Raw genomic sequence first — 20,787 nt, 5'->3', positions numbered from 1 at the left:
GGGGCGCCGGTCAGGTACCGAGCGAGGAGAGGACGTCACGCCGCAGCGCCACGCGCGCGGGGTCGTCGTGCGCCGTACGGTCGCGTGGCCGCGGCACTTCTCGTACGGCGGTCAGCCGGCCGTTGCCGAGCAGGGCCACGCGGTCGCCGAGGAAGAGGGCCTCGTCCACGTCGTGGGTGACGAAGACGACGGTCGCGCCCGTGCCGCCGAGCACCTCGACCAGGAGGTCCTGCATGCCGGCGCGGGTCTGGGCGTCGAGGGCGCCGAAGGGTTCGTCCATCAGGACGGCGCGGGGCGCCGCCGCGAGCGCACGGGCCAGCTGGGCGCGCTGGCGCTGCCCGCCGGAGACGCGGTGCGGCAACTGCCGGGCGTGGTCGGCGAGTCCGACCCGGCCGAGCCAGGTGTCGGCCTGGGCCCGGCGTTCCGTACGCGGCAACCCCTTGATGGCGAGGGGGAGTTCGACGTTGGCGCGCAGGGTGCGCCAGGGGAGCAGCGCGTCCTCCTGGAAGACCAGGGCGCGGTCGGCGGCCGGGCCGGTCAGCGGGCGGCCGTCCTGGCTGACCTCGCCCGCGAGCAGGGGGAGCAGTCCGGCCAGGGTGCGCAGGAGCGTCGACTTCCCGCACCCGGAGGAGCCGACGACGGTGAGGATCTCGCCGGGCGCGACGTCCAGGTCGACGCCGGTGACGACGGGGGCGTGCGGGCGACCGAGCGTGGCGGCGCGGAGGGCCAGGCGGGTGCCGCGGGCTGGGGCGATGACTCCGGCGCCGGTCACCGGAGTTCCCGTACCGGTCGCGGACGTCTCCGACGCTCCGCCCGTCGCCCGGGCCGTCTCAGACGAGGTGCTCATCGCGGGCCTCCCCGGCCTCGGTGTCCTTCGATATGAGGGCGGTACCGGCTCCGCCGGGGACGTCAGCCCGAGCCCGCCTCCCAGTCCCCGTCACAGCAGCCGCCCGCGGCACTCGCCCACCCGGCACGTACGACGTACGCGGCAACCAACGCGTCAGCCACCTGCCCAGCAGCTCCACGGCCGTGGAGGTGAGCCAGCCGAGCACGCCGATCGTGACCATGCCGACGAAGACGCCCGCGTAGTTGACGACCGTGTAGTCCTGCCAGGTGCGGTAGCCGACGCCGTACTGGCCGGAGATCATCTCGGCGGAGATCACACAGATCCACGAGACGCCGATGCCGACCGACAGGCCCCCGAAGATGCCGGGCAGCGCGCCCGGCAGGACGACCGAGCCCAGGACGCGCCACCGGCCGCCGCCCATGGTGCGCACCGCCTCCTCCCACACCGGCGTCAGTGCGCGCACCGAGTGCCGGGTGGAGACCAGGACCGGGAAGAAGGCGGCGGTGCAGGTGATGAAGACGATGCCCTGTTCGTTGGAGGGGAAGAGGAGGATCGCGACCGGCACGAGGGCGATCGCCGGGATCGGGCGGACGACTTCGAGCAGCGGCCCGAGTACGTCCTCGGCCAGCCGCGAGCGCGCCACGAGCACGCCCGTCGCCACGCCCAGGACCGCGGCGAGGAGGAAGCCGGTGAGGATGCGGGTAAGGCTGTCGGTGAGGTCCGTCCAGTAGTCGGGCCCGGACAGCCGGTCGCCGAAAGCGTGGGCCACGTCGGCGACCGTGGGGAACTGCGAGAAGCGCAGCCACAGATCGACGTTCAGGCTGGTCAGCAGCTGCCAGAGCCCGAGGGCGACAGCCAGGGACGCGGCTCGCAACGCATACCGGGCCACGGGCCGCCGGCTCACGACGCCCGCCCCAGTGCCTCCGCGTACGTGATGACCCGCGCGCCCCCGTGCCCGTCGACGTACGCCCGCGCGGTGGCCGGTGCCACGAAGGGGAGGAGGCGGTCGCCGTCGGCCACCCAGACCGCCTTGTCGGCGAACCAGAGGGTGCCGGTGGTGGCGTCGGGGACATAGGCCGCGCGGATGCCGTCCTTGTGCCGGGCCACATAACTCAGCAGCTCGGCAGGCGACTTGAAGGTCACCGTCTTCTCCGCACCCTTCGGCCACACCTCGTTCGCCGAAGCCGAAGCCGAAGCCGAAGCCGAAGCCGAAGCCGAAGCCGAAGCCGAGGCCGAAGCAGGCGGGGTCGCCGCGAGCCGCTGCGCGTAGTCCGTGCCGAGGGCCTTCTTCACGTACTGCTCGTCGACGAACGAGTCCACGTCGATGTCGCCGGTCAGCTTGGCGGTCTTCAGGACCGAGACGTCCTGCTTCAGCGCGGAGACCAGCTGCGGCTTGATCGCGGGGTCGAAGGTGGAGATGCCGTGGGCGCCGTTGTAGAGGTAGACGACCTCGGCGGGCAGACCGGTGGCCTCGGCGACCGACTCGGCGGCGGCGACCGGGTGGGCGTTGAGGTAGTCCGTGGCCTCCGACTGGGCCTTGAGGAAGGCCTCCAGGACCGCGGGCCGCTGCTTGGCGAAGTCCTCGCGGGCGGTGACGCCGTGGAAGGTGGGGAGGTTCAGTTCGGCACCGTCGTACAGGGCCTTCGCCTTGCCCTGGAAGGCGAGCAGCCCGGGCCAGGCGACGAACTGCGAGAGTGCGTCCGCGCTGCCCGCCGACAGGGCCGAAGCACCCACGGCAGGCTGCTGGTTGAGCTTCTCGATGCCCTTCTCGGGGTCGATGCCGGCCCGCTGCAGGGCTCGTACGAGCGTACCGTCGGCGGCCGAACCGACGCTGGTGGAGACCTTCTTGCCCTTGAGGTCGGCGAGGGAGGTCAGTTTCGAGTCGGGGGAGGTGACGATCGTGTTGAGGCCGCCGCGGAGGTTGTAGCCGGTGACCGAGACCAGGTGGGTCGGCTTGCCGAGCTGCTTGCCGCGGGCCGCGTTGATGAGGAGCGGGAAGTCGCCCATCGAGCCGATGTCGATCTTCCCGGCGGTCATCTGCGCGGTGATCGGGGCGCCGGTGGCGTAGTCCTGCCAGTCGACCTTGTAGGTGTGGCCGTCGTGCAGGGCGTTCAGCTCCTTCTCGAAGTAGCCGAGGGAGCGCAGCAGGGTGCCGGCGGTGACCGTGTTGATGGTCTTGGACTGGTAGCCGACGGTGATGGTGACGTTCTTGCCGTCACCGGCCGCGGCGCTGCCGCCGCAACCCGTCAGCGGAAGCAGGAGGAGGGCGGCGGAGGCCGCGAGTGCCGTGCGTTTCATGGGAGTTCGAGGCCTCTCACCGGAGCAGATAGGGCATGTTGACCGTGACGGCTCCGGTGGGACAGCGGGCCGCGCACGGGCCGCAGTACCAGCACTCGTCGACGTGCATGTAGGCCTTGCCGGTGCTGTCGTCGATGGCCAGGGAGTCCAGCGGGCACATGTCCACGCAGAGCGTGCAGCCGTCGATGCACTTCGACTCGTCGATGGTCACGGGCACGTCGGCCCGCTGGGGCGCCAAGGGCATGGCTGTCTCCAGGAATGTGCGCGAGCGGGGGTGTCTTACAACGACCGGTGCAGCAGGCCGCTCATGGTGATGCGGTCGCCGCGGAAGCGGATGAACTCCAGGTCGACCGGGCGGCCGTCGGCGAGGTGCGTGAGCCGTTCCAGCATCAGTACGGCCGCGCCGCGCGGGGCTTCGAGTACGGCGGCGGAGTGGGCGTCCGCGTTGACCGCCTCCAGGGTGATCTCGGCGTGGCCGAGCCGCTGTCCGGTGATGGACTCCAGGAGGCGGAAGACGTCGGTGTTCTCCAGGTCGGCGCCGAGCAGGGCGGTGCCGATGTCGAGCGGGATGTAGGTGAGGTCGAGGGAGAGGGGGAGGCCGTTCAGGCGGCGCAGGCGTTCGATGTAGAGGACGTCGGTGCCGGCGGGGACGCGGAGGCGTTCGGCGACCGGGGCGGGCGCGGGGGCGGGGCCCATGGTGCGGACCTCGTTGGTGACCGTGCCGTGCTCGCGGAGGGTTTCCGCGAGGCCCATCAGCCGGTCGAGCCCGTGCGGGTACTTCCGGGCGACGACCACGGTCCCGACCCCCGGCAGCCGGTCCACGAGCCCCTCGGCCCTGAGCAGGTCGAGCGCCTGGCGGACGGTGTTGCGGCTGGCGCGGTAGTCCGTGGCGAGCGTGGTCTCGTGGGGGAGCGCGCCGTCCGGGAAACCGCCGGCCAGGACCTGATACCGGAGCAGATCGGCGAGCTGCCGCGCCTGGTCGGCCCGCAGCCGACGCCGCGCACGGTGGGCGGCGACGGTGGTCGCGCCCTGTCCGGCATGGTCTCGGATGCGGTCGCTGGGTGGCATGTTTTGAACCATAGCGAGCCGGTGGGGAATGAAGTGTTGCGGCGGTGTTGCGCCACCACGGGCTCCGCCGATTGGGGCGTTGACCTGCGGTTTCCGTGTCCGGACGGGAAGATCTGCCACCGCCGAGGAAGCGGCGACGGCTGCTACGACAGGGCCGTCAGCCCCGGCGCGAACGTGATCAGCAGGGGCAGCAACGGCACCAGCGCCGCCACCGTCGTCGTCAGCGCCCTGCTCCGCCGGCCGAGCCGCGGCTGCGGCTGCAGCAGGCGGTCGACGCGTTCGCCGAGCAGTCGGTGACTGGAGGCGCAGGACAGCACGCCCCGGTGCTGGTTCAGCTCGATCAGCGCCAGCGCGGTGGTCAGATGCCCGCACCGCCGCGACGCCGTGTCGTCCGCGGCCAGCTCCACAAGGCGGTGCGTCTGATCGCGGAAGTGCGCGAACAACGGCACCCGGGGAAACCCCGTGGCCAGCGCGCTCGACAGATGCAGCAGCCAGTCGTGGTGCGCCCGCGCGTGATCCCGCTCATGCGTGAGTACGGCGTCCAGCTGGTGGTCGGTCAGCCGGTGCAGCGCCCCGGTCGTGACGACCAGCTGCGGCGGATGCCCCGGCATCCACCAGGCGTCCGGATACTCGTCCTCCAGCACCAGCAGCGGCCCGCGCGCCGCCTCCTCAAGACCGCCGGGCAGCTCCGGAGCCCGCTCGCGCAGATGCGCCCGGGCCACCCCGCGCCGCCGCCGCGCCTCGACCAGCTCACGGGCCAGCATCGCGGTCGTCCAGGCGGCACCGCAGGCCAGCAGCAGGGTGAGGGCCGCCGCCCAGACCGGCGCGACGGACAGGTCGTACGCCGCGGTGACGGCCGGGGGCGCCGGCGCGAACACATGGTCGCGGACGGTGTGGAAGACCGCGGTCGCACCCAGCACGAGCGCCGTCAGACAGCACATCAGCACTGTGGCGACCAGGCACTGCCACACCCACAGCGCGACCACGGGCTCCCGCTCGGGCCAGGCCGCCCGCACCAGGGCACGCGGAACCGGCACTGCGGCCGTCAGCGCGACGACGCTCAGCAGGAGCAGACAGACGGTCATGCCACGGGCTCCGGATCCTGATCGGAGGAGAGGGGCGAGGGCGGGGCGACCGCCCCCAGGGCCCGTCCGGCGGATCGGCCCCGGCGCACGAGTCGCCCGCCGCCAGTATGACGGCGAAGCGGGCAGGAGTCAGGAGCCGAAGCGGCCCCACTACGTCCCGTACAGCGACCGTCACACCCGCAACTTCCCCCTCAGCGCTTGACTCACCCGGCCACGATCCGCCCCACCACCTCCCCCAGCCCGACCCGCGCCCCACCCGGCCCGGGCGCCCACGCCGACAGCGTCACTACGTCCCCGTCCTCCAAGAACGTCCGCTTGCCGTCCGGAAGTTCCAGCGGATCGCGCCCGTTCCAGGTCAGCTCCAGCAGCGACCCCCGCTGCCCCGCCTCGGGCCCGCTCACCGTGCCCGAGCCGTACAGGTCGCCGGTCCGCAGCGAGGCCCCGTTCACCGTCATGTGGGCGAGCTGCTGGGCGGCCGTCCAGTACATGGTGGAGAAGGGCGGCTCGGAGACGACGTGACCGTTGATCGCGACCGAGATGCGCAGGTCGTAGCCGCCCGGCTCGGCGTCGGGGCCGGCGTCGTCCAGGTACGGCAGCAACGCGTGCGTGCGCTGCGGCGGCGCCACGCGCGCGTGCTCCAGCGCGTCCAGCGGCGTGATCCACGCCGACACCGACGTGGCGAAGGACTTCCCGAGGAACGGCCCGAGGGGGACGTACTCCCAGGCCTGTACGTCGCGCGCGGACCAGTCGTTGAGGAGGCAGAGCCCGAAGACGTGCTCGCGGAACTCCCCGAGCCCCACGGCCGTTCCCATCTCGGACGGCACGCCCACCACGAAGCCGACCTCGGCCTCGATGTCCAGGCGGACCGAGGCCCCGAAGACCGGTGCCGCGTCGGTCGGGGCCTTGCGCTGCCCGGACGGCCGTACGACATCGGTGCCCGACACCACGACCGTCCCCGACCGGCCGTGGTAACCGATCGGCAGGTGCTTCCAGTTGGGCGTCAGCGAGTCCGCGGCGTCGGGCCGGAAGATCTGGCCGACGTTCCTGGCGTGGTTCTCGGAGGCGTAGAAGTCGACGTAGTCGGCGACCTCGAAGGGGAGGTGCAGGGTCACGGACGACAAGGGGTGGAAGAACCCGGCGATCTCCTCCTGGCGCACCGTCACCCACGCCGTCAGCGCGCGCCGCACGTCCGACCAGGCGGTGCGGCCCGCGGCTAGCAGCGGGTTCAGGGAAGGCCGCGCGAGCAGGGAGGCGTACGGCGAGTCGAGCGCCAGGGCCGCCGCGCCCGCGTCGAGGACGTGGTCGCCGAGCCGGACGCCGACCGTCCGCTCCGCCGAACCCGCGCGCGAGAAGACGCCGTAGGGAAGGTTGTGCGGACCGAAGGGATCGCCCTCGGAAACGTCGAAGGGGGGCATGGGGTGCTGCCTCACTCTCGTGTGTTCCTGCTGGTCGTGCCACACGTTACGGCCGAGCCGCCGGTCCTGGGCAGTGTCTAAAGAGTTTGCAATGTCCGAAATGGGCTTGTCGGACTAGGCAATTCCGGCTTAGCGTCCTTTGGGGGACACGGACGGGGTGGGTCCGGTCCGTAGGGGGGACGCGTGGGGGGACCCGTGGCCAGGAGCAGTGTGCCTTTCCGGGCCGATCGTGATGTGCCCGGCCTGATCGTCAAGTTCGGCGACTACCCGCTGCACCACGGAGGGGTCGGGGCGATACGCAGCCTGGGCCGCCTCGGCGTGCCCATGTACGCGATAACGGAAGACCGTTACACACCGGCCGCCTCCTCCCGCTATCTGAAGAAGGCCTTCGTCTGGCCGACCACCGGCACGGAGGACCCCGAGCACCTGGTGGAGGGCCTGCTGCGCGTCGGGCGCCGCATCGGCCGCCCCACCGTCCTCGTCCCCACCGACGAGGAGGCCGCCGTCCTGATCGCCGAGCACCAGGACGTGCTCGCCGGCCGCTTCCTGTTCCCGCGCGTCGACCCCGCCCTGCCCCGCCGCCTGGCCAGCAAGCAGGGCCTGCACGAACTGTGCGTGGAACACGGCATCCCGAGCCCGACGGCCGCCTTCCCGCAGTCGTACGACGACATCGTGGCCTTCGCCGAGAAGGCCCGCTTCCCGGTCGTGGCGAAGAACCGCGAGGCCTTCCTGCGCCGAAAGCAGCCCGCGGTGAACGGCACGACGCGGATCGCCACCCGCGAGGGCCTGCTCGACCTGGCCCGCGACTGGGGCGAGCGGCCCGGAGTGATCCTCCAGGAGTACCTGCCGAGGGAGGACGCCGAGGACTGGATCGTGCACGCCTACTTCGACCAGGACTCGACCCCGCTCGCGATGTTCACCGGCGTGAAGGTGCGCTCTTGGCCGCCGCACGCCGGAATGACCGCGAACGCGTACGTCGTCGACAATCCGGAACTCGCGGACCTCGCCGCGCGTTTCATCAAACAGATCGGCTTCACCGGAATCATCGACCTCGACCTGCGCTTCGACCGGCGCGACGGACAGTACAAGCTCCTCGACTTCAACCCGCGCATGGGCGCCCAGTTCCGCCTCTTCGAGAACGAGTCGGCGGTGGACGTCGTACGCGCCATGCATCTGGACCTGACCGGCCGCTCCGTCCCGGAGGGGGAACAGCGGGCCGGCCACCGGTACATCGTGGAGAACATCGACCTGCCCGCCCTGCTCGCCTACCGCCGCAGCGGCTATACGACGCCGCACGCCCCGGCGCGCGCGAGCGGGACGGAGCTGGCCTGGCTCGCGGGTGACGACCCGCTGCCGTTCCTCACGATGCTCGCGCGCTTCGTGCGACCGGGCGCGAAGCACCTGTATCAGCTGTGGCGCACCAACCGCCGCGGCAGCACCACCGGTTCGGGAGGCTGAGCCAGCACGCACAGCCGTCCGGGCCGGCACGAAGTGACGAAGTGACGTCCTGGGGAGGGACTTCGTGATCCGACCGGTTGCAGTCATCGGCGCCGGGCCCTTCGGCCTGTCGACCGCCGCCCATCTCCGAGCCCGCGGCATACCCGTCCGCGTCTTCGGCGAGCCCATGGTCAGCTGGCGCGACCACATGCCCGCCGGCATGCTCCTGAAGTCGACCCCGGCCGCCTCCAACCTGGACGCGCCGCAGCAGGGTCACAACCTCGTCGACTACTGCGACGCCGCCGGCATCAAGCGGCTGGTCACCGACGAGGACATCATCCCGGTCGAGACCTTCATCGCGTACGGCGAGTGGTTCCAGCAGAAGCTGGTGCCCGAGCTGGAGCGGGTCCGGGTGGTCTCGGTGGACCGGAACAAGGCGGGCGGCTTCGAACTGAAGCTGGACTCGGGGGAGTTGTTCACCGCCCGCGCGGTCGTCGTCGCCACCGGCCTGTCCGGCCTGGCCCATCTGCCGGCCGAACTCGCCACGGCCGCGGCGGACGGACCCACCCCCACGGGCCCGGTCTCCCACAGCTCCCAGCACCACGACCTCACGCGCTACTCCGGCAAGGACCTGATCGTGGTCGGCGCCGGCCAGTCCGCGCTGGAGACGGCGGCGCTCGCGGCGGAGGCGGGCGCCCAGGTGCGGGTGGTCTCCCGCGGCCGCGGCCGGGTCGCCTTCGGCGCACCGCCCTGGAAGCAGCCGAAGCTGCGCCCCGAGTCACCCTTCGGCCGCGCCTGGTCCCTGTGGGCCCTGAGCTACTACCCGCACCCGTACCGCTACCTGCCCGCCGAGACCCGCCACTACCTGGTCCGCCGCGTCCTCGGCCCGCTCGGCGCCTGGTGGCTGCGCGACCGTTTCGAGGGCAAGGTGCAGGTCAGCGAGGTCGAGCGGATCGTCCGCACGGACGCGGACGGCGGCAGCCCCACGCTCACGGTCCGCAGCCACGCCGGCCGCACGGAGACCCTCTCCGCGGACCACGTCATCGCCGCCACCGGCTACCGCGTCGACATAGCGGCGATGGACTTCCTCGGCCACGAGCTGCGCACCGGCCTCGCCGTGAGCCGCGGCACGCCCAAGCTCGGCGCCGGTTACGTCTCCTCGGTCCCCGGCCTGTACTTCACCGGCCTGCCGTCCGCGTCCTCGTACGGCCCGGTGATGCGGTTCGTGTGCGGCACGGAGTTCGCCTCGCCGAGGCTGGCCAAGCACCTGGTGGCCGCTCACGCCTGACGACGGCATACGCCACCGCCCGCCCCGAAGAGCAGACACAGGTACGGGAGTTGACTGAGATACGCAGGTGAACAAGGCGGTCGGCCGGTTCGCGATGAGTCCGTTGGGCGTCCTGTCCGTATTCTCTGATCATGGCCGCACCCACCGCATATGCACTCGTCGCCACCGACCTGGACGGCACGCTGCTCAGAGGCGACGACACGCTGTCCGACCGGTCCCTCGCCGCCCTCGCGCGGGTGGCGGAGGCCGGTGCCCGGCACCTCGTCGTGACGGGCCGGCCGGCCCCCAGAGTGCGGCCGCTCCTCGACGACCTCGGCAGCAGCGGGCTCGCGGTGTGCGGGCAGGGCGCGCAGGTGTACGACGCCGGCGCGGACCGTCTGCTGTGGTCGGTCACCCTGGACCGGGAGCTGGCCGAGACCGCGCTCGGCAAGATCGAGGCCGAGGTGGGCCAGGTGTACGCGGCCGTCGACCAGGACGGCGTCGACGGGCTCACGCTCATCGAGCCCGGCTATCTGATGCCGCACCCGACCCTGCCGGCGGTCCGGGTCAGCCGCCGCGACGACCTGTGGTGCGAGCCCATCAGCAAGGTGCTGCTGCGCCATCCCGACCTGTCCGACGACGAGTTGGCCTCGACCGCGCGCGCGGTGGTCGGTTCCCTCGCCACCGTCACCATGTCGGGGCCTGGGACCGTCGAACTCCAGCCATGCGGCATCACCAAGGCGACCGGCCTGGCGCTCGCCGCCGAACACCTGGGCCTGGGCCCGCACCAGACGATCGCCTTCGGGGACATGCCCAACGACATCCCGATGTTCGACTGGGCCGCGCACGGCGTCGCGATGGCCAACGCCCATCCCGAACTCAAGTCGGTGGCCGACGAGATCACCCTGTCGAACGAGGACGACGGCATCGCCGTCGTCCTCGAAAGACTGTTCCCGCAGGCCCGGTAGCGACGGGGCCCGGTGGCGCCTCCTAGTAGGCGCCCCACACGTTGTCGATGGAGCCGTACCGCTGGGCCGCGTAGTTGCAGGCGGCGGTGATGTTGGCGACCGGGTCGTACGGGTCGTACGAGGTGCCCGAGACGTGGTACGCGGCGAAGGTCGGGTCGATGACCTGGAGCAGGCCCTTCGACGGGGTGCCCGCGAGCGCGTTGGAGTCCCAGTTGTTGATGGCGTACGGGTTGCCGGAGGACTCGCGGATCACGTTGCGGTAGATGCCGTTGTACGTGCCGGGGATGCCGTGCTGCGCCATGACCTGGAGGGAGGCGCGGATCCAGCCGTCGAGGTTGTTGGCGTACCCCAGCGAGGTGGCGGTCACGGTCGTGGTGGTGGCCGCGGAGGCGCTGGTCGCGCCGATGACCGGGAGGGCGAGGACGGTGGCGCCGAGGCTCACGACGGCGAGCTTGCGGGCGAGACGGGAGCCTCTGGAGCGGCGGTGCTGAGCGGCAGCAGACATGACGGGTTCCTCTCCGTCGCCTGCGAGGTGAGCTGTCGGGTTCGGGCGGGAGATGCCCGGCCGCGCCGCCGCAAGGCGACACGACTTCACCCCAAAGCCGGTCCGGAATGTCCGAAGACGCCCCGGCCCGGCGACTTACCTGGGTCCCCCGCTCCTGCCCGTACGTTCTCGGTGGATGGCTCGGGCGGTGGCAGGATTCGGCGTCCGCCCGACAGGCCGGGAACGTATGCGAGAGCACATGTCCGGAACAAGTGCCGGATTCACAGAACACCCCTATTGACCTTGCTCTGAGTCATATGAGGCACTTGATCCTTTGCGGCTGCCAAGCCTCAACTGGCATACCGGAAAAGGCGGATCGGCCGAAATGCGGCGGAATGCGGATCATGGTCCGGCGTGAGCCAACTCACTGCAATCCACAAGAGTCGCAAATCGGGCAATGCCCTCAACTCACCGTCAACCGGCCGTCCGTGGAATCCGCTTCTCCCAGGTCCGGTGGAAGACGACCTCGCCGCCCTCCGCGCAAACAACCTCATTGGAGGTCAAAAAGGACTCCGCGTCACAGGTGATCTCGGAGCGCGTACGGATCGTCGTCTCCCAGGGCAGATCCGGGCGGTGCAGCCGGATCGACCAGTCGGAACGGGTACGGGCCGACAGCGGATCGCCCTCCTGGATCGTGTACGTCTCCAGCGCGTCCTCGGTGAACTCCAGACCGTCCGGGTACACGCGCGTGCCGCCGTACCGCGGGTCGACCTCCAGCCGCCACTCACCCCTGGCGACGTCCCGCACGACCAGCCGCTCGGGCCGCGGTTCGTCCAGCGTGACGGGGTGGTTGACGCCGAGCGGCTCGTACTGCTCCGGCTCCTCGAAGGCGATCGCCGGTTCCTCCGACGCACGCGCGCGTGCGGGCAGTTCCAGCGAGCTGCCCGCCGGGTCCAGCGTGAACCCGGCCGCCGACTCCGGCTGCGGCCAGATCCACGGCCAGTACGCGGAGGACACGGCGACACGGAGCCGGTGCCCGGGCGGGAAGGCGTGCCCGATGCCGTTCAGCTCGAACTCGACGTCCTCGGTGGCGCCGGGTGTCCAGGGGACGTCCTTTTCCCGCCCGTGCCGCGCGGAGAGGTTCAGCGCGCCGCGCGTGACGAGGGTCGAGGAGCCGTCCGGCGCGACGTCGCACAGGCGGGCGACGACCTGTCCACGTGGCGCCTGGGAGGTCAGCCGCAGCCGGACCCTGGGCCGCCCCAGCACCCAGGTCTCCTCGGCGACCTCGAAGTCGAAGCAGGCCGAGCGGGCGTCCTCGTCGCGCTGGTCGGGCGGGAGGTCGGCGTCGTTGCCGAAGGGGAAGAAGCGGCCGGCGTCGAGGCCGGTGTGCTGGGGGGAGCGGACCGGCACGGGGTCGCCCCGAAGGCCGTACGAGATCGTCGTGACGTTCGGCGAGGGCCAGGCGGGCTCGCCGACCCAGCGGCCGGGGAGGGTGTCGTAGACCGTGACCGGAGGGTGCGGGTCGCTGACGTACGCCCTCAGGAGCGGCTCGCGCATCACACCCGTGTCGGCGCCCTTGAGGTGCTGGTCCCACCACCGCAGCGTCTCCTGGAGGAACCCGATCGCGGGCCCCGGCGGCAGCCCCCGGTCCGGGTACTGGTGCGACCACGGCCCGATCAGTCCCCGTACCCGATCGGCCGGGAGGTGTTCCACCAGCCGCAGCACCGTGTCCCGGTACGGGTCGTGCCAGCCGCCCACCGCGAGGACCGCGGCCTCGATGGCGCCGTAGTCCTCGCAGACGCTGCCGTGCCGCCAGTATTCGTCCCTGGTCTGGTGTTCGAGCCAGGTGTGGATGAACGGGTCGACCGTCTCCAGGCGCTTGAGCCACATGTCCCGCCAGACCGGGCCGACGTACAGCGGGTCGGGCGGGCGGGAGACGAAGGCGAGCATGGTCGCCGCCCACGCGTGCATGTCGACGGCGAGGACGGAACCTCCCATGTAGTGCACGTCGTTGTCATAGCGATCGTCCGTGGAGCACACCGTGACGATCGCCTTGAGCGGCTCGGGCGCGAGGGCCGCGATCTGGAGGGAGTTGAAGCCGCCCCAGGAGATGCCGAACATGCCGACTTTCCCATTGCACCAGGGCTGCTCCGCAAGCCAGTTGACGACGGCGACCCCGTCGGCCAGCTCGGTCGCCGAGTACTCGTCGCCCGGCATGCCCTCGCTGTTGCCGTGCCCGCGGATGTCGACGCGGACGGAGGCGTAGCCGTGGCCGGCGTACCAGGGGTGGCGCTGGTGGTCGCGGGGCGCGGTCCAGTCGGTCAGGCGGTACGGGAGGTACTCCAGGAGCGCCGGTACGGGTTCGTCGGTCAGCGGGCGCCACACGCGCGCGTACAGCAGCGTCTGGTCCGGGAGGGGGATCCAGAGGTCCTCGTGGGTCGTGTCGTGGGGGAGGGACGTACGGATGTGCATGAGCGGGACCCCGTTGGCTTCAGTGGACCGGGTGCATCGTGCGGCGCAGCCAGGGCGCCGCGGCCATGACCGCGAGGCCCGCGGCCACCGCGATCGCGCCGTTGACGCCGAAGTAGGCGGGCTTGGAGACGTCGTCGTAGAGCTTCACGGTCTGGGCCTGGATGCCGTTGGCGAGGGCCAGGGACAGGAACCAGAGGGACATGGTCTGGCTGGAGAAGGCGGCCGGGGCGAGTTTGGTCGTGGCCGACATGCCGGAGGTCTCCAGCAGGATGTCGCCGAGGCCCAGCAGGAAGTACGAGCCCACGATCCACCAGGCCGACATCAGGTAGTCGTCGTTCGCGTGCCCCGAGGTCGGCAGCACCATCAGCAGGAAGGACAGCCCGCCGAGTACGACGCCGATCGCGATCTTGTTGGAGGCGTGCGGCTGGCGCCTGCCCATGCGCACCCACAGGGCGGCGACCACGGGCGCGAGGCCGACCTCGAAGGCGCCCAGCGCGGAGGCGTACCAGCTGGCGGGGAAGTCGAAGCCGAGGATGGTCGACTCGGCGTTCGAGGCGGCCAGCAGCATCATCGTCGAGTAGGCCTGGAAGAGGATGAAGTTGAAGACCGTGGAGGCGAGGAAGAGCACGATGTACGGCCGCAGCCGGCCGCGTTCCTCGGGGGTGACGCGGGGGCTCGCGAACATCACCGCGAAGTAGACCACCGGGGCGATCACGGAGATCAGGGTGAGCAGGTCGACGAAGCGGCCCATGGTCAGCCAGCCGGCGGCGGCCAGAAGGGCGGCGAGCACGGCCACGGCGGCCACACCGGCCACGATCAGGCGGATCGCCCGGCGCATGGCGTCCGGGGCGAGCGCGAACTCCGCGGTGTGCTTGCGCCCGGCCAGGTGACGGCGGCCCGCGACGTACTGGACCAGCCCGAACGTCATGCCGATCGCGGCCGCCGAGAATCCCCAGTGCCAGCCCTTGTGGTCGCCGAGCCAGCCGGTGATCAGCGGGCCCGCGAAGGCGCCGATGTTGATCGCCATGTAGTACAGCGCGAAGCCCGCGTCCCGGCGCTCGTCGTCGGTCCGGTACAGCTTGCCGACCATGGTGGCGACGTTGGGCTTGAGCAGCCCCGTGCCCGCGCTGATGAGCCCGAGGCCCACCCAGGTCATCGCCTGGGTCGGCACGGCCATCGCGTAGTGGCCGCAGGCGATCAGGATGCCGCCCCACAGGACCGCGCGGTACGAGCCGAGGATGCGGTCGGCGAGCCAGCCGCCGGCGACGGAGACCAGGTAGACGAGGGTGCCGTAGGCCGCGGAGACGGAGGCGGCGGTGCCGGCCGCCATGCCCATGCCGCCGTGGGCGACGGTGTCGGCAAAGTAGAGCACCAGGATGGCCTGCATGCCCAGGAACGAGAAGCGTTCCCAGACCTCCAGGCCCGAGAGGGTGAGCAGACCCCTGGGCTGGCCGAAGAAGGCGTGATCGTCCTCGGGGGGCGGCTGGTTTCCGGGCTCGACGTCGACTTCGGTTCGGGACACGGGCGGCGGCTTCCCTCCAGGTGGAGCAAGTGGACAGCTCAAGTCGATAAATATCCGTTGTTATCAGGTGATCAGAAACATACCGGGCGTGATCCGATACCGCCCGTGCTGGACGGGTGGGCGGCATCGGTGATCGAAAGGTGACCGGATACGCTGACTTGAGTGATGGCAGCGACCTATCGACAAACCGCGTAACCGCCAGTAGACACCAGCAGACAGGAGACCCCTCGTGACCGTCGTCGGGCCGTTCGGGCTGAGCGTGCGGGACCAGGCTCTGGAAGCCGATGTCCAGGCCGGATTGGCGGCCGTCGAGGAGGGACTGCTCGAAGCCACCAAGAGCGAGGTCCCCTTCATCACGGAGGCCGCCCAGCACCTGGTACGCGCGGGTGGAAAGCGGTTCCGTCCACTCCTCGTGATGCTCGCCGCCCAGTTCGGGGACCCGTACGCCCCCGGAGTCGTGCCCTCGGCCGTGGTCGTGGAGCTGACCCACCTCGCGACGCTGTACCACGACGACGTCATGGACGAGGCTGCCGTGCGCCGCGGGGTCGACAGCGCCAACACCCGCTGGGGCAACTCGGTCGCGGTCCTCACCGGCGACTTCCTCTTCGCGCGCGCCTCGCACATCCTGGCCGACCTCGGTCCCGAGGCGGTACGGGTGCAGGCCGAGGCGTTCGAACGGCTGGTCACCGGCCAGATCCTGGAGACGGCGGGCCCGCAGGACGGCCGCGACCCGGTCGACCACTACCTGGACGTGCTCGGCGGCAAGACCGGCTCGCTGGTGGCCGTGTCGTGCCGGTTCGGCGCGATGATGTCGGGCGCCGACGAGACGGTCGTGGACGTGCTCACGCAGTACGGCGAGCGGCTCGGGGTCGCCTTCCAGCTCGCCGACGACGTCCTGGACATCGCCTCCGACTCGCACGAGTCCGGCAAGACGCCGGGCACCGACCTGCGCGAGGGCATCCCGACGCTGCCGGTGCTGCGGCTGCGCGAGCGGGCGGCGCGCCTCGGGCTGCCCGAGGACATCGCGCTGTGCGAGCTGCTGGACTCCGACCTCACCGACGACGCGCGGCATGCCGAGGCCCTGGCCGGGCTGCGGGCGCACCCCGCGCTGGAGCAGGCACGCCGGGACACCGTCCGGTACGCCGAGGACGCGCGGGCCGCGCTGGCCCCGCTGCCGGAGTGCGACGCCAAGCTGTCCCTCATGGAGATGTGCGACGCGGTGGTCCACCGGGCCGGCTGAGCCTCGTACCGCCTCCTGGGGTGTGTGACGCACGTCACTACTCTGGACTGAGTCCAATCCAAGATTGATTCCGTACTCGTAGTCAGAAGGCCGGCGCAGGGGGTGCCGGCCGAGCTACGGGGAGACAAAAGAATCATGGGCATGAACGCGACGTTCTCGAAGCGCCGTAAGAGCCTGATCGTCACCGCTGTCGCGGTGGCCGCAGCGGGCGGTGTCGCCGCGACGGTGATTCCCGCCTTCGCCGCCGGAGGCATCCGCGCCGACCACGCGGGGCACGCCGGCATGAGTGACCAGACCATCGTCAGCCAGAGCGGGACCGTCTCCGGCGGCACCGGGGGGACCCTGCTCGCGACCAGCCTGCGGGGCGCCAACGAGGTTCCCGTGGCGGGCGGTCCGGCCGTGGGCGACAAGGACGGCGCCGCGCTGGAGTTCATCAAGGTCAAGGGCGACAAGGTCTCCGTCGCCGTGACCTGGCGCGGCACCGGCAAGCCGACCATGCTCCACATCCACCAGGGCGCCAAGGGCACCAACGGCGGCGTCAAGGTCGACTTCAGCAAGCTGCTGGAGAAGAGCCGGCGGCACAGCGTCACCGGCACGGTCAAGGTGAAGGACAAGGCGCTGCTGGACGCGCTGAAGTCCGACCCCGGATCCTTCTACGCCAACCTGCACACGGCCGAGTTCCCGGGCGGCGCCGTCCGCGGCCAGCTCCACAAGGTCACCGTCGCCGCCTTCGACTTCCGTGACGCCTTCGACAACTTCCAGGCGTCCGTGGTCAAGGGCAAGCAGATCTACGAGTGCAAGCCGGCCGACGGCGGCGGCTACGCCTTCGCCCAGCGGGACGTCAGCGCCCTGCTCGGCGGCGGCATCCAGCACTCCTTCGTCAAGCCCAACTCCGGTACGCCGCAGTGGGTCGCGCCCGACGGCAGCGCCGTCACCGGCGCCCTCCTGTCCAAGACCCCGAACGGCGACGGCAACATCCCGGAGCTCGACCTGAAGGCCACGCAGTCCGGCAAGCACCACGGCCTGCTCGCCGGCACCGCCGAGATCCTGCGCCTGAACACCGTCGGCGGAGTCGCACCTTCCGGCTCCTGCTCGCCGGGCACCATCGTCGGCGTGCCCTACCAGGCGGACTACGTCTTCGTGCAGGGCTGAGACAGGAGTTGACACTCGCTCCACCGGGCGGCGCCTTCCCGCACACGACCCCTACGGGTCGGGGGAGGCGCCGCCCTCTCACGTCATACCCCAGGAGTACACGGAGTTGCCTCCGGGGTCTGACGCTTCATCCCGGCCGATTTGGTCAACTGGAAACCACGGAAAACACCACTCCTCACCGATTCGGGTGAGAATGGCGGCTGGGGTGGAAGACGAGTGCAGTCAGACGAAGTTGGAAGCCGCCGCCGACGACGGAGGTAGCGCACACATGGCACCGTACGAATCCGACGACAGCACGAGTGCCGGGGAGGCCGACGACCTGCACCCCGGTCGACGCAAGGCCGCGCGGTACGTCGTCCCGGTCGCGGTGGTGGGGGTGGCGGCCGCGACCATCGGGCTCGTCCCGGCACTCGCCGACTCGGGCGACCCCGACCTGCCGAAGATCAGCGCGCAGCAACTCCTCGAGAAGATCGCCAAGTCGGACGTGCAGCAGATGTCCGGCACGGTGAAGGTGACCACGGACCTGGGCCTGCCCGACCTCGGCGGTCTGGAGAGCAGCCTGACGTCCGGGGCCACCAGCGGCTCCGGTGACGGATCCTCCGCCGACCCCTCCACCAAGCTCACCGAACTGGCCACCGGCACGCACACCCTGCGCGTCGCCGCCGACGGCCCGGACAAGCAGAAGCTGTCCCTCCTGGAGAACGCGGCGGAGTACAGCCTCATCCACAACGGCAAGGACGTCTGGGGCTACGACAGCCAGTCGAACGAGGTCTACCACTCGACGGTCGCCGACAGCGCCGACGCCAAGCAGAAGCAGGACGAGACCCCGGCCACGCCGGACCAGCTCGCCAAGGACGCCCTGAAGGCGGTCGACGACACCACCTCGGTCACCGTCCAGGGCACCGCCCAGGTCGCCGGCCGGGACGCGTACCGCCTGGTCATCAAGCCGAAGGACAGCGGCTCGACGGTCGGCCAGATCACCGTCGCGGTCGACTCCAAGACCGGTCTGCCGCTGAAGTTCACGCTGACCCCGGCGAGCGGCGGCGCGGCCGTGATCGACGCGGGCTTCACCCAGATCAGCTTCTCGAAGCCGTCCGCCTCGACCTTCGACTTCAAGACGCCCAAGGGCGCGAAGGTCACCGAGGACAACAAGGCCGACGACACGAACGGCCACTTCGCGGGCAGCCTGAAGGGCGCCGACAAGGGCGCCAAGTCCGACGAGGACCTCGGCAAGGGCCTCGACGGCCTGAACGTCATCGGCGAGGGCTGGGACTCCATCGCCACCTTCGACACCGGCGGCCAGGGCATCCCGTCCGGCTCCGATGCCGGCGGCGGCGCCTTCGGCGGCTTCCTGGACTCGCTGGGCGACAAGGTCTCGGGCAAGTTCGGCTCGGGCACGATCTTCAAGACCCGCCTGATCAACGCCCTGATCACCGACGACGGCAAGGTCTACGTCGGCGCGGTGGACAAGGCCGCACTGGTGAAGGCGGCGAACGCGGGCTAGGCCTCTCCGGCCCGGGGCGGCTCCGGCGGGCGACACGCCGGACGGCACCGGGCCGGGAACCTTGCGTGACGGCCGTTCGTAGTCACTGTGAGTAGTCGTCATGTGGGGTCGTACGAGCACGAATCGAGGGGGTCGATGGACGAGCCGTCCGCCAAGGAGCCGGACCGGGAGCAGGAGGACGCGGGGGAGACCGTGATCGCCACCCGCGCCCTCACCAAGCGCTACCGCGGCGGACAGCTCGCCGTCGACGGCCTCGACCTGAGCGTCCCGGCGGGCAGCGTCTTCGGCTTCCTCGGCCCGAACGGCTCGGGCAAGACCACCACCATCCGCATGCTGATGGGCCTGATCGAACCCACATCGGGCACGGCCCGCGTCCTCGGCCACCCCATGCCCCGCGCCTCCCGCGCGGTCCTCCCACACGTAGGCGCCCTGATCGAGGGCCCCGCCCTCTACGGCTTCCTCTCCGGCCGCGACAACCTCCTCCGTTACGACGCCGCGGACCCGACCGCCGACCCCCGCACCCGGCGCGCCCGCGTCGCCGAGGCACTGGACCGGGTGGGTCTGACGGCGGCGGCCGCCAAGAAGGCCAAGGCCTACTCCCTGGGCATGAAACAACGCCTGGGCCTGGCCGCCGCCCTCCTGCAGCCCCGCAAACTCCTGGTCCTGGACGAGCCGACCAACGGCCTCGACCCGCAGGGCATGCGCGAAATCCGCTCCCTGGTCCGCGAGTTGGCCTCCGACGGCACGACGGTGTTCCTCTCCTCCCACCTCCTGGACGAGATCGAACAGGTCTGCACCCACGCAGCGGTCATGGCCCAGGGCCGCCTGATCACCCAGGGCCCGGTGGCGGACCTGGCAGCGGGCACGCGCGGCCGCCTGGTGGTCACGACCCCGGACCCGGGAGAGGCGGCCCGGGTCCTGAAGGAACAGGGCGCGAGCGATGTGGCGACCGAGGACGACAAGGTGACGGCAGAGCCCCCGGACCGCGACCTGGCGGACGTCAACGCCGCGTTGGTGTCGGCGGGTGTCCGGGTCCGAGGCTTCGGTCTGCAACGTGCCTCACTGGAAGACGCGTTCGTGGCGCTGACGGGGGAGGGCTTCGATGTCGCAGGTTGAGGCAGACGCCGCCAAGGGGCGCGGGGAACTGCGCGACAAGCCCCCACTACCCGTCACCCGCCGAACAACCCTCCGTGGCACCCTCTTCGGCAACGAACTACTCACAACGTTCCGCCGCTGGCGCACCCTCGCCCTACTCGCAGTCCTCGCTGCCGTCCCCATCCTGGTCGGCATCGCGGTAAAGATCGAAACCAGCGACGGCTCTCAGACCGGCCCCGGCGGACGCGGCGGCGACGGTGGCCCGGCCTTCATCTCCCAGATCACCAACAACGGCCTGTTCCTGGTCTTCACCGCCCTCGCCGCCACCCTCCCCTTCTTCCTCCCAATGGCGATCGGCGTCATCGCCGGCGACGCGATAGCCGGCGAGGCGAACGCCGGCACACTCCGCTACCTCCTGGTCGCCCCCGCAGGCCGCACCCGCCTCCTGCTCACCAAGTACGCGACGGTGCTGACGTTCTGCCTGGTGGCAACGCTGGTCGTGGCGATCTCGGCCCTGACGGTAGGAGCCATCCTCTTCCCACTCGGCGACCTGACGACGATCTCCGGCACACAGATCAGCTTCACCGACGGCCTGGGCCGAGCGTTCCTCATCGCCTTGGTGGTCGCCGCGTCGCTGACAGGCATAGCGGCTCTCGGCCTGTTCATCTCGACGCTCACCAATAGCGGCATCGCGGCGATGGCGACGACCGTGGGCCTGCTGATCACCGTCCAGATCCTCGACCAGATACCCCAACTGCACGCGATACAGCCGTACTTCTTCTCCCACTACTGGCTGTCGTTCGCCGACCTGATGCGCGACCCGGTTTACTGGGACGACCTGACCAAGAACCTAGGCCTACAGGCCCTGTACGCCGCGGTGTTCGGCTCGGCGGCCTGGGCACGGTTCACGGCGAAGGACATCACGGCGTAGAA

The 20,787-nt window shown here is 70.8% G+C and carries 18 protein-coding genes and 1 riboswitch; of the genes, 8 read left to right on the top strand and 10 right to left on the bottom strand.

Translation table 11 applies throughout. The features are described from left to right. Positions 1-10: 10 nt before the first annotated feature. The 7 genes from ABZ848_RS14210 to fahA form a co-directional block, all read right to left on the bottom strand. A complete protein-coding gene (locus ABZ848_RS14210) occupies positions 11-847 on the bottom strand; it encodes an ABC transporter ATP-binding protein (RefSeq protein ID WP_360830493.1) in 837 nt (278 codons plus the stop codon). Continuing rightward, positions 831-1,736 (bottom strand): ABC transporter permease, encoded by a 906-nt coding sequence (locus ABZ848_RS14205; RefSeq protein WP_360830947.1) that lies wholly within the window; start codon positions 1,734-1,736, stop codon positions 831-833. The genes ABZ848_RS14210 and ABZ848_RS14205 overlap by 17 nt, the downstream gene beginning before the upstream one ends. Positions 1,737-1,747: 11 nt before the next feature. Next, complete coding sequence (locus tag ABZ848_RS14200; protein ID WP_360830490.1) at positions 1,748-3,145, bottom strand: ABC transporter substrate-binding protein; 1,398 nt, start codon at positions 3,143-3,145, stop codon at positions 1,748-1,750. A gap of 16 nt (positions 3,146-3,161) precedes the next feature. Beyond that, complete coding sequence (locus ABZ848_RS14195; protein WP_030180763.1) at positions 3,162-3,389, bottom strand: ferredoxin family protein; 228 nt, start codon at positions 3,387-3,389, stop codon at positions 3,162-3,164. A 35-nt stretch (positions 3,390-3,424) separates the two neighbouring features. Beyond that, positions 3,425-4,213: a GntR family transcriptional regulator gene (locus tag ABZ848_RS14190; RefSeq protein WP_360830486.1), complete on the bottom strand. Its 789-nt coding sequence runs from the start codon at positions 4,211-4,213 to the stop codon at positions 3,425-3,427. Between the two features lie 143 nt (positions 4,214-4,356). Then, positions 4,357-5,298 (bottom strand): M56 family metallopeptidase, encoded by a 942-nt coding sequence (locus ABZ848_RS14185; RefSeq protein WP_360830483.1) that lies wholly within the window; start codon positions 5,296-5,298, stop codon positions 4,357-4,359. Positions 5,299-5,501: 203 nt separating this feature from the next. Then, positions 5,502-6,713 (bottom strand): fumarylacetoacetase, encoded by a 1,212-nt coding sequence (gene fahA, locus ABZ848_RS14180; RefSeq protein WP_360830480.1) that lies wholly within the window; start codon positions 6,711-6,713, stop codon positions 5,502-5,504. Between the two features lie 195 nt (positions 6,714-6,908). Here fahA and ABZ848_RS14175 point away from each other — a divergent pair, with 195 nt between their 5' ends. From ABZ848_RS14175 to ABZ848_RS14165, 3 genes are all read left to right on the top strand, one after another. Then, positions 6,909-8,171 (top strand): ATP-grasp domain-containing protein, encoded by a 1,263-nt coding sequence (locus ABZ848_RS14175; RefSeq protein WP_360830477.1) that lies wholly within the window; start codon positions 6,909-6,911, stop codon positions 8,169-8,171. A 64-nt stretch (positions 8,172-8,235) separates the two neighbouring features. Next, positions 8,236-9,438 carry an FAD-dependent oxidoreductase gene (locus ABZ848_RS14170; protein ID WP_360830474.1) on the top strand — a complete coding sequence of 401 codons (1,203 nt, stop codon included), beginning with the start codon at positions 8,236-8,238 and terminating at the stop codon, positions 9,436-9,438. 131 nt (positions 9,439-9,569) lie between these two features. Beyond that, positions 9,570-10,385 carry an HAD family hydrolase gene (locus tag ABZ848_RS14165; RefSeq protein ID WP_360830472.1) on the top strand — a complete coding sequence of 272 codons (816 nt, stop codon included), beginning with the start codon at positions 9,570-9,572 and terminating at the stop codon, positions 10,383-10,385. A 22-nt stretch (positions 10,386-10,407) separates the two neighbouring features. Here the strand turns inward: ABZ848_RS14165 and ABZ848_RS14160 are convergent, their stop codons facing one another. The 3 genes from ABZ848_RS14160 to ABZ848_RS14150 all read right to left on the bottom strand — a co-directional run bounded on the left by ABZ848_RS14160 (position 10,408) and on the right by ABZ848_RS14150 (position 14,863). Then, positions 10,408-10,890 carry a transglycosylase SLT domain-containing protein gene (locus tag ABZ848_RS14160; RefSeq protein ID WP_360830469.1) on the bottom strand — a complete coding sequence of 161 codons (483 nt, stop codon included), beginning with the start codon at positions 10,888-10,890 and terminating at the stop codon, positions 10,408-10,410. 4 nt (positions 10,891-10,894) lie between these two features. Next, a riboswitch (cyclic di-AMP (ydaO/yuaA leader) is annotated at positions 10,895-11,087 on the bottom strand. Positions 11,088-11,343: 256 nt separating this feature from the next. Beyond that, positions 11,344-13,341 carry a CocE/NonD family hydrolase gene (locus ABZ848_RS14155; protein WP_360830466.1) on the bottom strand — a complete coding sequence of 666 codons (1,998 nt, stop codon included), beginning with the start codon at positions 13,339-13,341 and terminating at the stop codon, positions 11,344-11,346. A gap of 19 nt (positions 13,342-13,360) precedes the next feature. After that, complete coding sequence (locus ABZ848_RS14150; protein ID WP_360830463.1) at positions 13,361-14,863, bottom strand: peptide MFS transporter; 1,503 nt, start codon at positions 14,861-14,863, stop codon at positions 13,361-13,363. A 229-nt stretch (positions 14,864-15,092) separates the two neighbouring features. On the opposite strand from ABZ848_RS14150, the gene ABZ848_RS14145 reads away from it, so the two are divergent. The 5 genes from ABZ848_RS14145 (at position 15,093) to ABZ848_RS14125 (ending at position 20,785) form a co-directional block, all read left to right on the top strand. Beyond that, positions 15,093-16,103, top strand: a complete 1,011-nt coding sequence (locus ABZ848_RS14145; protein WP_360830460.1) for a polyprenyl synthetase family protein — start codon at positions 15,093-15,095, stop codon at positions 16,101-16,103. A gap of 141 nt (positions 16,104-16,244) precedes the next feature. After that, entirely contained in the window at positions 16,245-17,255 is a 1,011-nt protein-coding gene (locus ABZ848_RS14140; protein ID WP_360830457.1) for a CHRD domain-containing protein, read from the top strand. Between the two features lie 268 nt (positions 17,256-17,523). After that, the gene (locus ABZ848_RS14135) at positions 17,524-18,759 is read left to right on the top strand and encodes an outer-membrane lipoprotein carrier protein LolA (protein WP_360830455.1); all 1,236 of its coding nucleotides are present in this window, start codon (positions 17,524-17,526) and stop codon (positions 18,757-18,759) included. Positions 18,760-18,894: 135 nt separating this feature from the next. After that, positions 18,895-19,875 (top strand): ABC transporter ATP-binding protein, encoded by a 981-nt coding sequence (locus ABZ848_RS14130; RefSeq protein ID WP_360830452.1) that lies wholly within the window; start codon positions 18,895-18,897, stop codon positions 19,873-19,875. Beyond that, on the top strand, positions 19,862-20,785 hold the full coding sequence (locus ABZ848_RS14125; protein ID WP_360830449.1) for an ABC transporter permease: 924 nt from the start codon (positions 19,862-19,864) through the stop codon (positions 20,783-20,785). Before ABZ848_RS14130 ends, ABZ848_RS14125 begins: the two co-directional genes overlap by 14 nt. Positions 20,786-20,787: the final 2 nt, after the last annotated feature.

The sequence above is a fragment of the Streptomyces sp. NPDC047081 genome (assembly GCF_040643775.1).
GTDB lineage: Bacteria > Actinomycetota > Actinomycetes > Streptomycetales > Streptomycetaceae > Streptomyces.
Note: the sequence above shows the minus strand (reverse complement) of the source record. Positions and strands in the feature narration are given on the sequence as shown.